This is a genomic window from Mesorhizobium sp. M7A.F.Ca.CA.004.06.1.1 (genome assembly GCF_003999135.1).
Taxonomy (GTDB): domain Bacteria; phylum Pseudomonadota; class Alphaproteobacteria; order Rhizobiales; family Rhizobiaceae; genus Mesorhizobium.
This window is the reverse complement of sequence record NZ_RZPQ01000002.1, coordinates 20096-34073: the sequence shown is the minus strand read 5'-3', so window position 1 is coordinate 34073 and position 13978 is coordinate 20096. Positions and strand designations below refer to the sequence as shown.

Sequence of the window (13978 nt, the reverse complement as noted above, 5' to 3'; positions counted from 1 at the left end):
GATGGCCCGCATCCTTCCCCAGACCAAATCCGCGGCGGTGAACCCGCTGAAGTCGTCGCAGCCGCTGGGTGCCGCCTTTGCCTTTCTTGGGGTCGACGGCGCGATGCCGCTGTTCCACGGCAGCCAGGGATGCACAAGCTTCGCGCTCGTGCTCTTCGTACGGCACTTCAAAGAAACGATTCCATTGCAGACAACAGCGATGGATGAGGTGGCGACCATCCTCGGCGCTGCCGACCATCTTGAAGAAGCCATCCTCAACCTCAAGAACCGCACGAAGCCAAAGCTGATCGGGGTGTGCACGACCGCGCTGGTGGAGACGCGTGGCGAAGATTGCGCGAGTGATATTGCGAACATCAAGCTGAAGCACACGCAAGAGCTTGCGGGTACGGAGGTCGTGCTGGCCAACACGCCGGATTTTGACGGCGCGATCGAAGAGGGCTGGGCCAAGGCAGTCACCGCAATGATCAAAGGGATTACAGGCTCGGGCGAACGTGCGCGGCAGCCGAAGAAGATCGCGATCCTGCCCGGATGCAACCTCACTGTCGCCGACATCGAGCATATGCGTGACATGGTTGAAAGCTTTGGGCTCAAGCCGGTTATTCTGCCCGACATTTCAGGCTCGCTCGACGGTACGGTTCCTGACCGCTGGGTAGCGACCACATACGGCGGCACCAGCGTCGAAGACATTCGCGAGTTGGGCACGGCCATGCAATGCATCGCCATCGGTGAGCACATGCGCCGCCCGGCGAAAGCGCTGCACGGGTTGACCGGCGTGCCTTACGTGTTGTTCCAGTCACTGACTGGGCTGCAGGACACGGACCGCTTCGTGTCGCTGCTGTCTGCGATTTCGGGCGCGGCGGTACCGGCCCGCGTGCGCCGGCGCCGGGCGCAATTGCAGGACGCGATGCTCGACGGACATTTCCATTTCGGCGGCAAGAAAATTGCCATCGCTGCCGAACCAGACCAGCTGTTCCAACTTGCGACCTTCTTTGCTGGCCTCGGCTCCGAGATAGCCGCGGCCGTCACAACGACCGACAGGTCTAAAATTCTCGAGAAAGTCCCGGCGGTTTCGGTTCAGATCGGCGATCTCGGCGATCTGGAAAGTCTTGCCGTCGGTGCTGACCTGCTTGTCACGCATTCGCACGGGCGCCAAGCATCGGAGCGGCTCCGAATTCCGCTCATGCGCATCGGGTTCCCGGTCTTCGATCGACTAGGCAGCCAGCACAAGCTCGCAATTCTCTATCAGGGCACCCGCGACATGATCTTCGAGGTCGCCAGCATCTTCCAGGCCAACCAACACGCGCCCACTCCTGAGGCGCTTGATCCACTCCGTAATCGAGAAATATCACGATGAACGCTGTTCGCCGCCTCTCGCTGGTCAGTAGTGAGGTTTTCGCCCCGATGCCTGAACGACGTAAGGGCGCATTGCGCGTTGCGATCGCCACTCAGGACATGCAGGACCTCAACGCCCATTTCGGGTCGGCCAGGCGCTTTGCTGTCTACGACGTGACGCGCGAGGAATGGAATCTCGTAGAAGCCGTGGCCTTCGATGACGTGTCCGATGAAAGCGGGGAGCATCGGGCCGAGCGCGATGATCGCATCACGCCAAAGGTGGATGCGCTCAAGGGCTGTCAGATCCTGTTTTGTCTGGCAATTGGCGGCCCTTCGGCAGCCAAGCTTGTCGCGGCAAAAATCCACCCGATCAAAGTGGCGGAGCCCCAATCGATCCCACAGGTGCTCTTGCGCACGCAGATGATGCTCAGGACGTGTCCTCCGCCTTGGCTGCGCAAGGTGCTGGCGCGAGCGGGCATTGCCGAAAAGAAACCGTCCTTCGAGGACGAGGACTGAAAAGAGGAGGACGCCAATGCCTGACCCCGCAATCCCCCCAGCTGTCGCCGAAGACGAGGCGGCTCTTTGCACCCCGTTCGTCAAATGCCTCGTGCGGCTGATCCGTTCTCAGGATTCCTATGGCTCGTGGGAACGCAAAGCGGACGCTGAGCTGCTGGGCGACTTCATCATTACCAAGGAACAGCGCCGAGGGATCCCAATCATCGGAGATCCCGATCCCGACGTGCTGTGGAGGCTCGACAAGTACTACGCCGCCATCGGGCTTGCGATCGAGGAGCGCTGCGGCCTTATGGCATCGCCGATGATCCAGGTGAGCCATGAGGGTTTTGGTCGGGTGCTTTTCACGACCGGACGGCTGGTCGTTTTGTCCAAAACGCTGCGCGATGTCCACCGGTTTGGCTTCGAGACGCTCCTGAAGCTCGCCACGGCCGGTACGAAGCTGGTCGACGATGCGATTTCAGTCATCGAAACCTTTCCCCACGTGGCGCTGGCATGATGGGCGCGATTTTCGAGAAAGGCCATCATGACGGACCCGAGAAACTATGTTGGCCAGTCCCCTCGATCCAGGGACTCGAGGCCGACCAGGTTGTTGGGGTATCGCCGATGAAGAAGCCGCTGGTCCTGATCTGCTCGCAAGATGCCGAGTTCTATCTGCTCTACAGCCACATACTGGAGGTTGACGGTTTCAGCAGTGAGACGGCAGACGGCGCGAAGGCTGCGCTGGCCTTGGCCGAACAACGGGAGCTTCAGGCCGTAGTGCTGGATTGCGACCCAGCCAGCATAAACGGGTCCGCAATTTGCGCCCACCTCAAGCGGGAACCGCGCACCACCGACCTGCCTATCATCGCCCTGATCGCGCCTGGCGCCGAGCACCAGCACCTCGATCTCTTGAAGGCAGGCGTTGAGAGCTTTGTGCGGCCGGTGGCTCCGGCCAAGCTGCTCGACTGCCTGCGGGCGAGGCTCGGGCTGACCAAGCGTGGTCCGAACGGGGTTGAAAACGACAGTTGGATTTGTTGTGGAGGCCTGGAGATGAAGCTCGATGCCCATCGGGTTCGCGGTAATGGCCACGACATCCATCTCGGACGGATCGATTTCAACGTGCTGCGGCTTATGATTGAGGCCCCCGGCAAGGTCTTCAGCCGGGACGAGCTTATCGGGGCGGCCTGGCTGCCCAACATTCATGTCGGTGCACGCACCGTCGATGTCCATATCAGCCGAATCAGGAGGGCGCTGAAAACGGCCTTGCCCGGCAGCGTCATTCGCACCGTCAGGTCGGCCGGCTACTCGCTCGAGAAGCCGGACGACTGAAATCGGTGATCGAACGTGGTGCCGCTCTCTCTTCCTCCTGAGAGCGGTGTTGCCGCTTTGAGGCGCTCCTAACGAAGACCAGGAGAAGCAGGCAAATGGAATTTAAAAGCATATTCAGTGTGACGGGTGCTGATCATTCTGATGAGGACCTCACAACAGCTGCCGGACTGTGTGCCGAGGTCGGCGCGCACCTATCGGTACTCATTATACCGCCTCCATTGCTCTTGATGTCGTCTCCGCCCCCCGAATGGAATACAGGACGTGCACAGGCAATTGCAGTACCGAACTATCGATTTCAGCAAATCGAGAAATTTTCACAGGACGTGACCAGAATGGAAAGACGGTCCGCGGATATCCTCAAAAGGCTGAAAGCTATGTCGCTTTCCTGTGACGTTGACACCGACTATTGCGATCCGGCTAGCCTCGGTGAAGTGGCACGACAGCGGGCGCTCTGCGCTGACCTGACGATCGTTGGAGGAGACCTCCTCAACGATGAGACTCTCGGACCTCCTGTTGTCAACGGCTGCTTGTTCGATAGCGGAAAGCCGGTGCTCATCGTGCCGAAGGGCGTTAAGGCGACGCTGTCGCCTCGACGCGTGCTGGTCGGCTGGGATTCGCGTGTAGAGGCCTCGCGTGCGGTTCGGGAAGCTCTTAGTATCCTATCCGCTGCCAAGGAAGTCTGTGTCGCTATGGTCGATCCAAAGGCGCAAAACAACGGGAAAGGCGCGCAGTCTGGAGCTGACATCGCTGCCTATCTTACTCGGCACGGTGCTCGGGTCTCCGTTGACCTGCTTAAGAGCGCCGGCAAATCGGCGGGCACAGTGCTGACCCAGCACGCGAACGACATCTGTGCTGACATGATGGTTATGGGTGCTTATGGCAGCCGTGGGCTGCGTGAGCGGATTTTCGGCGGTCCGCCGAGCTGGAGCTTTGGGAAGACCACATTGCCGCTGTTTTTGGCTCGCTGATCAGCTCCGTAGGAACACCGATCAGGTCGTAGGACCGCCAACCAGTCCGAAGTCGTCGTCGGTTACCGGTCGGATTGCGGAGACATGGCTGGATCCGCGAACATCTTGCGACGCTTGTCAGAGCCAAACCGGACGCCTCGACTGCTTCACGACGCTCTCGTGAACCAACTCGTGCGAGATCGTCCGCAACGGGCAGTAAAGACGAACGGCTGCAGCAGACCGCAGCCAAGCCACAGGGCGGGTGTACCAGGAGACCCCGCCTCGTGCGCGAACCCTGTTGGAAGGCCCCTTATCAGTACCCGGACGCGCGTCAAATCGGCGGCTGTCCCTGTCAGCCTGCGGTGTGCAAGGGCCGCTGCCGCGGAGCTTCCCCTGCCCGATCGTCGGGCGTGCGACAATGTCGGATTCCAGACGAGCTGGAACTGCGCGAACTCGTTGGTTTGACAGGTCTTTATCCGGCACGCCGCATGCATGGGAGTCTCCGAAAGCATTAAGAGCCGTTATCCATGGTTACGCCCCTCGAAAGAAAGAGCCGCTTCCGTCGTGGCAGGGAAACAGCCACTCCTGGGGTGGAGGCCGGCGCTAGAAGCCGCCGTAAGATCCGGAAGAGCCGCGCGACAGCATCACACACTTTCCTTCTGCTCTTGGGTTCGGATCACGCCGCGCCGCTGTCGATGCCGCCGACATTGAGCCCAAGACCTGGAAGGCGGCACACGCTTTTGCTGTCCTCTCAGTCGGGACCGCGGCTCAAGCATGCCTGTGAGGTTCGCATTGCTCAATGCCCGGCAATCGACGTCAACATGCCGCTGAGTTGGAAAACACTCCTAGAGGAGTAAGGATAAGTGGACCTCTTTTGTATTGGTGTGGGTGCTGGACCATCTAATTTGAGCCTTGCGTGTCAGATACAGGAAGAGATTGCGCAAGGGGCACTGTTCCTGGACCGGGAGGTCGATTTCCGAGGACATCCAGGCAGCGCTTTCGATTGCGCGGAGCTCCAGGTCGGCCACTTCCAGGATCTGGTTACTCTGGTCAATCCGCGATCAGCCTACACATTCGTAAACTACCTCCACGAGAACGGGCGTCTTTACAATTTCCTCAATGCGCAATTTCACGGGGTGCTTAGAGCCGAGTTCGCCCAATATCTCAACTGGGCGTTCCAGAAGAATCCGCTTGTCCGTGGCGGCGAGGCCGTTCGCGAAATCCGCTTTGACGGCGAGTTTCGCGTGCGGACGGACAACGCGGTCCTTGATGCAAGAAACCTCGTCATCGACATAGGCAAGCAGGCGCAAATTCCGCCTCAGTTTCATGGCTGGACTGGACCCAACCTGTTCCACTCATCTGAGTTGGCCCACATCAATCCTGAGGTGCAAAAAAAGCATGTCTGCGTTGTTGGCGGCGGACAGTCGGGAGCCGAGCTGCTACTGCACCTTGTCGGCCGGCCGAAAGAACGGCGGCCCGCGGCGATCACATGGGTCTTGACGCGCGAGATGCCTTTCGACGACCACGCGTTCACAAACGGGCTGTTCACGCCATGCTTCTCGGATCGTTTTGCTGCGATGAGCGAGGTGCATCGACAGCTGTTCCTGCGGCGTTTCGCGCTTGCCTCCGAGGGCATTTCAGAAAGCAAGTTGCGCGCGGTCTATCAGGCGCTCTACCACCACGCCTTTCTCGAGCCACACCAATGCGAGATCACATTGCGGCCAAGTTGCAACGTGTCGCGCTGCATCAATGCCGGAGCAGGGCACAGGCTCACGCTGCAACGCGGCTTGGACAACATCGGAGAAGTAACCGCCGATATCGTCATCCTGGCCACCGGGTACGAGAAACCGCTGCCGGGTTTCCTAGAACCGATCGCAGATCGCCTCGAACAGATCGGCAATGAGCTCGCCATCGGCGAGGATTTTTCGGTGTACTGGGACGGACCGCGAGACCGACGCCTTTTCGTTCAGAACGCCTGCCTTGGACAGCGCGGGCTGGCTGATCCGAACTTTGGGCTGCTGGCCTGGCGAGCGCGCCGCATCCTTGACAGCCTTCTGCGGCGCGCGCCATGCGCCAATCCCGAGCATCTAGGGTTCATCAACCGTCCCTTGACGGAGTGCTGGCCCGACCTCGGAGTCGAACAAATGGGCAGCGGGATATGATTCGTCGATATTGATGATCGGCGGTGGCATTCAGGAAAGATTTCCGCCTCTGGCGGCAAAAGCGGGACGAGCAATATTCCTACGGCGTCAGATCGCTCTGCTCGCGCTTGAGCAAGGTAGCGTCGCGCGACTCCTGCTTGGCGTGAAACAGCAAAGGGCATTCAATCACGATGCAGCTTTACGTGCTGTCGGGCTCAACGCCACGTGGATCGAGCCCAACGCCGCCGTTGGCAACCGCGACGCGAATTATGACGCCGGGCCACATGCGGCGGTGGCTGCAAGGGTACCGAGCCTCTCCCGCACTTTCGACCCCATCGCCGAAGTGCGACTACTCCAGGACGCCGAAGCCGGTCTTATCGCCAGCGGGCCAGCCAAACTCTCACCTTCCTAAACGGCAGCCGCTAAGGTGAGCCGTCGAAAGCCGACATTCAGGTTAACGTCAGCTGGCCGTGTTAGGGCTCGCTTATTCAAGGCGGTACCGGCGCTTGCCGAAGCTAAGAAGGGTTGGCATGCCCTTTGCCGTGCTTGATGTGCGGCAACACGGTGAGAGCTCCGCTGAAGCAAGCGAGAGGGAGCAATGCCCTCGAGACCGTGTCCGATTTTGACTGGAAAATATTCCGCGACAAAAGAGACGAAAGGTGTGGAATGACTTTGGACACCAAGATGGAACTGCGTATGGGGTCCCCGGCTCCTGCGCTGAAAGTGGAGAACTGGCTGCGTGGCGAGCCCCTCACGAGCCTTCGGCCCGGCAAGGTCTACCTCGTTGAATTTTGGGCGACTTGGTGCCGACCATGTGTCCACGCCATGCCCCATTTGATCGAACTGCAGGAGAAATATAAAGACAGCGGATTTGAGATTATCGGAGTCGCAGCTTGCGAAAAGGCTGCAACCGCGGACGAAGCGCGGACCAACGTGGATGCCTGGCTGACCGAGAAGTTCCCGAATCTGAATTATCGGACAGCGTTCGATTGCACTGGCGAAATGAAAAAGCTCTGGCTGGAACCCAGCTCTTCGTTCGGGATTCCCACCTCGTTCGTGGTCGACCGCGACGGCCACATCGCTTATATCGGCCACCCGGCACCTCTCGATGACGTTTTGCCGAAAGTCCTTAACGGCAGCTGGCGCAGCAGCTATGAAGCGAAAGCCGTCGATGCAAAGCGAATCTCGCGTGTGCGCGAATCGTCGCTGAGTCAGCCGATATACGCCAAACTTGGGCCGGCGATGCAGGACGAGGATTGGGCAGCGGCACTATTGGCCATCGAAGAAGGCCTCGCCGTGATGCCAGACTCTTTTGATTTTCGGCGGGTTCATGCGGATATTCTGCTTCACAAGCTGCGCGACATCAAAACCGGCTTGCCGCTTATGCGCGAATTGGTCGAGGACGCGATCAACAAAAAGTTCGAAGCGATGTCTTGGGTGGTGATGGCGCTGAACCAACTCTTCCATCCCACGATCGACAACTCCCATCTTCCGCATGATGATCGCTTTGCGATGGGCAAGGAGCTCTCCGAACAGATCCTGGAACTTAATCCTCCGCAAGGCGATGGAGACTTTAAATTCGGGTGTTACTTTCCGGTCGCTCAGTATTATTACGAGAGCGGCAACAAGGACCGGGCGATCGAGTTGATCGAGGTGGCAATCAAATCGCTGGACCATTCGGAGCCAGTGCCGGACCAAACCAAACAGCGCTACCTCACCTCGTTGCTCCAAGCCCTGGCCAACTACACGGGTGAGCCTGCCTGTCACGCGGGTCTCTGTGTGGCTCCGCAAAACAAGACTTCCGAAACTCAAAACGCTGTCACTTCCTGAGCAAGGATCGCGAAGGGCATGACAATTGGAATTGAACACCGGCAAATCCGCCCGCCCAGGCGCACTTCGCAGCAATAACGTCGATGCCGCAAAAGTGCGCGGCTTGCGGCAGGTGGAATTTCCATTGCGTTTACCTCGGGTCGAACCGCGGCGCAGGCGTTCGCGCCGCGGTGAAAGGTCTCGCATTGGTGGACGTGCTCGAGGTCGGCCACGGGACACTGTTGCGTGGGATCGGCTCGCCCAAGCCATTCCCCGCCCACGCAAGCGCCCGAACCACACATCGCAGAAAAAGAGATCGTCCTTCAAGAGGAGTACTGAAATTGGGGAAAAGCGAAATTCCTCATGAACCGGTTGGCCCTGCTGTCCACGGGGACGACGAGGCCCTTGCTTCCCCGTTCGTCAAATGCCTCCTGCGGCTCATTCGTACTCAGGATTCCTTCGGCTTATGGGAAGGCCATTCGGATGCCGAGCTGCTGGCCGAGTTCATCATCACCAAGCAACAGCAACGTGCGGTACCCTTTGGCGGCGATCCCGATCCTGACGCGCTGTGGAGGCTCGACATGTTTTACACCGCCGTAGCGCTTGCGATCGAGGAGCGCTCCGGCGTGTCGACGTCGCCGACAATAGAAATGAAACCCGTGGGGGCTTCCGGCGGTTGGGCGTTCTGTCGAGACGTCCACCGGTTCGGCTTCGAGACTTTCCGCAAACTTGCTGAGGCCGGTACGAAACTGGTCGACGATGCGACTGCAGCCATTGAAGCCTAGCCCGAGATGGAGCGCATCAAGAAACCATTGTTCCAGGAAGGATCTATGTCAGACCTAGATAGGATGAGGAAAAAAGTCTGAAAGCTCCAGTTGCGTGCAGCTATTGCCAAGATGGCATTGCAGGACCTCGTCGAGGGTCTGCCGGGCAAGTGGGCCGACATACAGGAAGTCGCCGAGAAAACCCAAGCCGTTTATGCCGAGTTGGATGTTGCCAAGAGAGAACTCGCTTCAATGAAGAATTTAGGATGATGCGCACATTCACCACCCGTGACGGCTCCATTTGGATGCCGCCGTACCTGACCTCCATCGATAGCAAATCTGCATCGGCTGCTGCCGTTGTTTCAAGGTCTGCTCGCGCGATGTCATGCATCTTCACGGCGTTGATGATGCGGGTGAAATCCTCGCCCCTGCGATGACGAGGACGACGATTTCGACGGCAAGCTCAATCGCATGATCATGGTTGTCGATGATGCCGGCCGCTGCATAGGCTGCGGAGCCTGCGGCCGCGTCTGCCCCAAGAACTGCCAGACGCATGTTCCGGCCGACGAGCTCGCAACATGATCTGGCGAAAACCAGGGGAGCGGCGTGCACTTCATCTTTTTGTCGGCTCGTGGGGCTGGTCCTGTGCAGCAATGCGTCGATGGTTTACTTCGCTTTGGATTCGCTCCGTGTGGCAGTCGTCACGACGCTGGCCTGTTCGCTGCTGCTTCAGGCCGGCTACTTCGGCCGCGTGCTCTTTCTGATCTGGCAGTCCTCTAGCCGCGCTCGTGGAACTCGCCACAGGGGCCAGCATGCCGATGGTTACAGGAAAGCTCGGGTACCAGTCGTCTGACTCTGATCAACTGCGGAATGCAATTTTCAGCTGTGTCCCGGCTTGGTCGAATGCCCAGCATGTGCTGCTGCTTTGATGCGCGGATGACAGGATCAGTGCTCAGACCCACACCAATTTTGGTCACCCTCTGATGACTGAGCTGATCGTATAGGGAATCTGTGTTCGGCTAACACGCGACCATACCCCTGGGCTGACCGGTGCGTAGCAGGTTCAGGTACTTTTTTGCTGGAGATAGCATGCTGGAAAAATTCGAACGTTATCCGCTCACCTTTGGACCCACGCCGATCGAGAGGCTCGACCGCCTCGGCAAGCATCTGGGCGACAAGGTGGAAATCTACGTCAAACGCGAGGACTGCAACTCCGGTCTCGCGTTCGGCGGAAACAAGCTGCGCAAGCTCGAATACATTGTGCCCGACGCGATCGCGTCAGATGCCGATACGCTCGTCACAATCGGTGGCGTGCAGTCCAACCATACGCGCATGGTCGCTGCGGTCGCCGCCAAGATCGGCATGAAATGCCTCCTGGTCCAGGAGAGCTGGGTCCCACATGATGATGCTGTCTACGACCGGGTCGGCAATATCCTCTTGAGCCGCATCATGGGGGCAGAGGTGCGCCTGGTTGACGAGGGCTTTGACATCGGCATCCGCCGCAGCTGGGAAAAGGCACTTTATGAAGTCAAGGCAAGGGGCGGCAGGCCATATGCGATACCTGCCGGCGCCTCTGTCCACAAATACGGCGGCCTGGGCTATGTGGGGTTCGCTGAGGAGGTGCGTGCCCAGGAAGAGCAGCTTGGGTTTGCCTTCGACTATATCGTCGTCTGTACGGTGACTGGTTCAACCCACGGCGGCATGCTCGTCGGGTTCGCCAAGGATGGTCGACAGCGCAACGTGATCGGTATCGATGCCTCCGCCATGCCCGCCAAGACCAAGGCGCAGGTGCTTGGCATCGCCCAAAATACAGCGAAGCTCGTCCACCTCGGAGCGGAAATTGTCGAGGCAGACGTGGTGTTGTTCATGGACTACGCGTACCCGGGTTATGGCGTTCCATCGGAGGAAACCAAAGAGGCAATCCGTTTGTGCGCGCGGCTCGAGGGCATGATTACGGACCCCGTTTACGAGGGCAAATCGATGCAAGGGATGATCGACCTCGTCCAGAGGGGCTTCTTTCCACAGGGATCGAGGGTCCTCTACGCACATCTAGGCGGCGCACCGGCGATCAACGGGTACGGCTACACCTTTCGCAACGGCTGACGTTCGGCAGTCTGCGATTCCGCGGTCGCGCTCGAACGTGGGTAGGTAGCGTCGTTCGAGCGCTTGGCTGGAGAAGTGGAGGCAGCGACGGGCATCCACTAATTGGTACCATTACGTGCTGTCGGTGCTCAACGCCACGCGCATTGAGCGCATGCCGCCGTTGGCAACCGCGAGGCGAATTTTGACTCCGGGGCAAGAATCCACACGCGGCGGTGGCGGCACGAGGACCAAGCCGGCGAGTTCGCGCTTTCGAACTGGCGCCAAACTGCCACTGCTCGAGGGCCGAGGCCAGTCTAATCACAGGCGAGCCGTCCAAGCTCTCAAGAGTGATAGGGCGAAACCCGACAGCGGCAGAAGACATGTCGGGTTCACGACAATCGGCCGCATTTGGCCTCGTGGAGAATTTCAAAGCATTTCCCGCCGCTTACCGGAGCTGAGGGAATTGGCACCTCCGTTGCAGCTTGATGTGCGGCAACACGGTGAGAGCTTCGCTGAAGCAAGCCAGAGGGAGCGATGCCCTCGAGACCGTGTCCGATTTTGACTGGAAAATATTCCGCGACAAAAGAGACGAAAGGTGTGGAATGACTTTGGACACCAAGATGGAACTGCGTATGGGGTCCCCGGCTCCTGCGATCAAAGTGGAGAACTGGCTGCGTGGCGAGCCCCTCACGAACTTTCGGCCCGGCAAGGTCTACCTCGTTGAGTTTTGGGCGACTTGGTGCGGACCATGTGTCGACGCCATGCCCCATTTGATCGAACTGCAGGAGAAATATGAAGGCAGCGGATTTGAGGCGGTCGGAGTTGCCGCCTGCGAACAGGGTCCTACCGCAGACGAGGCGCGGACCAACGTGGATGCCTGGCTGACCGAGGAGTTCCCGAATCTGAATTATCGTATCGGGTTCGATTACATTGGCGAAATGAACAAGCTCTGGATGGATCCCAGCTCTTCGATTGGGATTCCCACCTCGTTCGTGGTCGACCGCGACGGCCACATCGCTTTTATCGGCCACCCGGCGGAACTCGATGACGTTTTGCCGAAAGTCCTTAACGGCAGCTGGCGCAGCAGCTATGAAGCGAAAGCCGCCGATGCAAAGCGCATCGCGCATAACCAACTTGCAGCGCGCGAAATGTCGCTTACCGGGCCGATATACGCCAAACTTGAGCCGGCGATGCAGGCCGAGGATTGGACGGCGGCGCTCTTGGCCATCGAAGAAGGCCTCGCCTTGATGCCAGACTCTTGTGAGTTCCGGCAGATTCATGCGGATCTTCTGCTTCACAAGCTGCGCGACATCAAGACCGGCATGCCGGTCATGCGAGAATTGGTCGAGGACGCGATCGACAAAACGTCCGACGCGGTGTCGTGGATGGCCTTGGCCCTCAACCAACTCTTCGATCCCACGATGGACAATTCCCATCTTCCGCGCGCGGAGCGCTTTGCGATGGGCAACGAGCTCTCGGAACAGATACTGGCACTCAATCCCCCGAACGGCGATGGCCCGTTTAAATACCTCCGGTACCTCCCGGTAGCTCAGTATTATTACGAGAGCGGCAACAAAGATCGCGCAATCGAGTTGATCGAGGTGGCACTGAAATCGGTGGACCGGCTGGGGCCAATTCCGGACCACACCAAACAGTACTATCTTACCCCATTGCTCGAAGCACTGGCCAACTACACGGGTGAGCCTGCCTGTCACGCGGATCTTTGTGTGGCTCCGCAAAAGAAGGCACCCGAAACTCAAAACGAAGTCACTTCCTGAGCAAGAATCGCGAAGGGACTGACAATTGGAATTGAACACTGGCCAATCCGCCCATCGAAGCTCTCTTCGCAGCAAGTATGTCGATGCAGCAGGGCGGCGGCTTGCGGAAGGTTGGATTTCAATTGCGTTGACCACCGGTCGGATCGCGGCGCAGACGATGTGCGCCGCGAATTCGCGCCGCAGGTCTCGCACTCGTGGACATGTCGAGGTCGGCCACGGGGCACTCTTGGGGTTGGCCCGCCCAAGCCATTCGTCGGCCACGCAAGCGGACCCGGAGTGGGCATCGCAAGGAAATCGTACCTCGAAGACGAAGACTGAAATGACGAACAACGAAATTCCTCCGGTTGGCCCTGCTGTCAACAATGACGACGAGGCCCTTGCTTCCCCGTTCGTCAAATGCCTCCTGCGGCTCATTCGTACTCAGGATTCCTTCGGCTTATGGGAAGGCCATTCGGATGCCGAGCTGCTGGCCGAGTTCATCATCACCAGGCAACAGCAACGTGCGGTACCCTTTGGCGGCGATCCCGATCCTGACGCGCTGTGGAGGCTCGACATGTTTTACACCGCCGTAGCGCTTGCGATCGAGGAGCGCTCCGGCGTGTCGACGTCGCCAATAATTGGAATGAAGCCCCTGCGGGTTTCCAGCGGTTGGGCGTTCTGTCGAGACGTCCACCGGTTCGGCTTCGAGACTTTCCGCAAACTTGCTGAGGCCGGTACGAAACTGGTCGACGATGCGACTGCAGCCATTGAAGCCTAGCCCGAGATGGAGCGCATCAACAAAACCATTGTTCCAGGAAGGATCTATGTCAGACCTAGATAAGATGAGGAAGAAAGTCCGAAAGCTCCAGTTGCGTGCAGCTATTGCCAAGATGGCATTGCAGGACCTTGTCGAGGGTCTGCCGGGCAAGTGGGCCGACATACAGGAAGTCGCCGAGAAAACCCAAGCCGTTTATGCCGAGTTGGATGTTGCCAAGAGAGAACTCGCTTCAATGAAGAATTTAGGATGATGCGCACATTCACCACCCGTGACGGCTCCATTTGGATGCCGTCGTACCTGACCTCCATCGATAGCAAGACCTGCATCGGCTGCTGCCGTTGTTTCAAGGTCTGCTCGCGCGATGTGATGCATCTTCACGGCGTTGATGATGCGGGTGAAATCCTCGGCCCCTGCGATGACGAGGACGACGATTTCGACGGCAAGCTCAATCGCATGATCATGGTTGTCGATGATGCCGGCCGCTGCATAGGCTGCGGAGCCTGCGGCCGCGTCTGCCCCAAGAACTGCCAGACGCATGTTGCGG

Annotated in this window: 16 protein-coding genes and 1 pseudogene; all 17 read left to right on the top strand. The window is 58.9% G+C overall.

What is annotated here, in order from left to right:
• Position 1 precedes the first annotated feature (1 nt).
• A complete protein-coding gene (gene nifN / locus EN906_RS00470; RefSeq protein ID WP_024505265.1) occupies positions 2-1354 on the top strand; it encodes a nitrogenase iron-molybdenum cofactor biosynthesis protein NifN in 1353 nt (450 codons plus the stop codon).
• Entirely contained in the window at positions 1351-1848 is a 498-nt protein-coding gene (gene nifX / locus EN906_RS00465) for a nitrogen fixation protein NifX (protein ID WP_063169371.1), read from the top strand. Before nifN ends, nifX begins: the two co-directional genes overlap by 4 nt.
• A 16-nt stretch (positions 1849-1864) precedes the next feature.
• Positions 1865-2344, top strand: a complete 480-nt coding sequence (locus EN906_RS00460; protein WP_024505267.1) for a NifX-associated nitrogen fixation protein — start codon at positions 1865-1867, stop codon at positions 2342-2344.
• On the top strand, positions 2341-3156 hold the full coding sequence (locus EN906_RS00455; protein WP_063169370.1) for a response regulator transcription factor: 816 nt from the start codon (positions 2341-2343) through the stop codon (positions 3154-3156). The genes EN906_RS00460 and EN906_RS00455 overlap by 4 nt, the downstream gene beginning before the upstream one ends.
• A gap of 95 nt (positions 3157-3251) precedes the next feature.
• Positions 3252-4124 carry a universal stress protein gene (locus tag EN906_RS00450; protein ID WP_063169369.1) on the top strand — a complete coding sequence of 291 codons (873 nt, stop codon included), beginning with the start codon at positions 3252-3254 and terminating at the stop codon, positions 4122-4124.
• A gap of 842 nt (positions 4125-4966) precedes the next feature.
• Positions 4967-6265: a SidA/IucD/PvdA family monooxygenase gene (locus tag EN906_RS00445; protein ID WP_063169368.1), complete on the top strand. Its 1299-nt coding sequence runs from the start codon at positions 4967-4969 to the stop codon at positions 6263-6265.
• Between the two features lie 13 nt (positions 6266-6278).
• The gene (locus EN906_RS00440; RefSeq protein ID WP_024505270.1) at positions 6279-6656 is read left to right on the top strand and encodes a hypothetical protein; all 378 of its coding nucleotides are present in this window, start codon (positions 6279-6281) and stop codon (positions 6654-6656) included.
• Positions 6657-6928: 272 nt separating this feature from the next.
• Complete coding sequence (locus EN906_RS00435; protein WP_063170388.1) at positions 6929-8074, top strand: TlpA disulfide reductase family protein; 1146 nt, start codon at positions 6929-6931, stop codon at positions 8072-8074.
• Between the two features lie 320 nt (positions 8075-8394).
• Entirely contained in the window at positions 8395-8838 is a 444-nt protein-coding gene (locus tag EN906_RS00430) for a DUF269 domain-containing protein (protein WP_224571203.1), read from the top strand.
• 90 nt (positions 8839-8928) lie between these two features.
• The gene (locus EN906_RS00425) at positions 8929-9087 is read left to right on the top strand and encodes a CCE_0567 family metalloprotein (protein ID WP_224571204.1); all 159 of its coding nucleotides are present in this window, start codon (positions 8929-8931) and stop codon (positions 9085-9087) included.
• Positions 9084-9399, top strand: a pseudogene (gene fdxB / locus EN906_RS00420) (ferredoxin III, nif-specific). Before EN906_RS00425 ends, fdxB (EN906_RS00420) begins: the two are co-directional and overlap by 4 nt.
• Positions 9371-9670: an exopolysaccharide production repressor protein gene (locus tag EN906_RS38875; RefSeq protein ID WP_082826585.1), complete on the top strand. Its 300-nt coding sequence runs from the start codon at positions 9371-9373 to the stop codon at positions 9668-9670. The pseudogene fdxB (EN906_RS00420) and the gene EN906_RS38875 overlap by 29 nt, the downstream one beginning before the upstream one ends.
• Positions 9671-9906: 236 nt before the next feature.
• On the top strand, positions 9907-10920 hold the full coding sequence (locus EN906_RS00410) for a 1-aminocyclopropane-1-carboxylate deaminase (RefSeq protein ID WP_024505903.1): 1014 nt from the start codon (positions 9907-9909) through the stop codon (positions 10918-10920).
• 599 nt (positions 10921-11519) lie between these two features.
• A complete protein-coding gene (locus tag EN906_RS00405) occupies positions 11520-12677 on the top strand; it encodes a TlpA disulfide reductase family protein (protein WP_063170386.1) in 1158 nt (385 codons plus the stop codon).
• 319 nt (positions 12678-12996) lie between these two features.
• The gene (locus tag EN906_RS00400) at positions 12997-13434 is read left to right on the top strand and encodes a DUF269 domain-containing protein (RefSeq protein ID WP_127270505.1); all 438 of its coding nucleotides are present in this window, start codon (positions 12997-12999) and stop codon (positions 13432-13434) included.
• Between the two features lie 46 nt (positions 13435-13480).
• On the top strand, positions 13481-13684 hold the full coding sequence (locus EN906_RS00395; RefSeq protein WP_063169367.1) for a CCE_0567 family metalloprotein: 204 nt from the start codon (positions 13481-13483) through the stop codon (positions 13682-13684).
• Positions 13681-13978 (top strand): ferredoxin III, nif-specific (gene fdxB, locus EN906_RS00390; protein ID WP_206529063.1); only part of this gene is annotated, 298 nt, incomplete at its 3' end. The genes EN906_RS00395 and fdxB (EN906_RS00390), both read left to right, overlap by 4 nt.

Bases quoted from the DNA above. Each gene is read 5' to 3' on its own strand.
- nifN (WP_024505265.1), top strand. From the start codon at position 2: ATGGCCCGCATCCTTCCCCAGACCAAATCCGCGGCGGTGAACCCGCTG.
- nifX (WP_063169371.1), top strand. From the start codon at position 1,351: ATGAACGCTGTTCGCCGCCTCTCGCTGGTCAGTAGTGAGGTTTTCGCC.
- EN906_RS00460 (WP_024505267.1), top strand. From the start codon at position 1,865: ATGCCTGACCCCGCAATCCCCCCAGCTGTCGCCGAAGACGAGGCGGCT.
- EN906_RS00455 (WP_063169370.1), top strand. From the start codon at position 2,341: ATGATGGGCGCGATTTTCGAGAAAGGCCATCATGACGGACCCGAGAAA.
- EN906_RS00450 (WP_063169369.1), top strand. From the start codon at position 3,252: ATGGAATTTAAAAGCATATTCAGTGTGACGGGTGCTGATCATTCTGAT.
- EN906_RS00440 (WP_024505270.1), top strand. From the start codon at position 6,279: ATGATCGGCGGTGGCATTCAGGAAAGATTTCCGCCTCTGGCGGCAAAA.
- EN906_RS00435 (WP_063170388.1), top strand. From the start codon at position 6,929: ATGGAACTGCGTATGGGGTCCCCGGCTCCTGCGCTGAAAGTGGAGAAC.
- EN906_RS38875 (WP_082826585.1), top strand. From the start codon at position 9,371: ATGTTCCGGCCGACGAGCTCGCAACATGATCTGGCGAAAACCAGGGGA.
- EN906_RS00410 (WP_024505903.1), top strand. From the start codon at position 9,907: ATGCTGGAAAAATTCGAACGTTATCCGCTCACCTTTGGACCCACGCCG.
- EN906_RS00405 (WP_063170386.1), top strand. From the start codon at position 11,520: ATGGAACTGCGTATGGGGTCCCCGGCTCCTGCGATCAAAGTGGAGAAC.
- EN906_RS00400 (WP_127270505.1), top strand. From the start codon at position 12,997: ATGACGAACAACGAAATTCCTCCGGTTGGCCCTGCTGTCAACAATGAC.
- EN906_RS00395 (WP_063169367.1), top strand. From the start codon at position 13,481: ATGTCAGACCTAGATAAGATGAGGAAGAAAGTCCGAAAGCTCCAGTTG.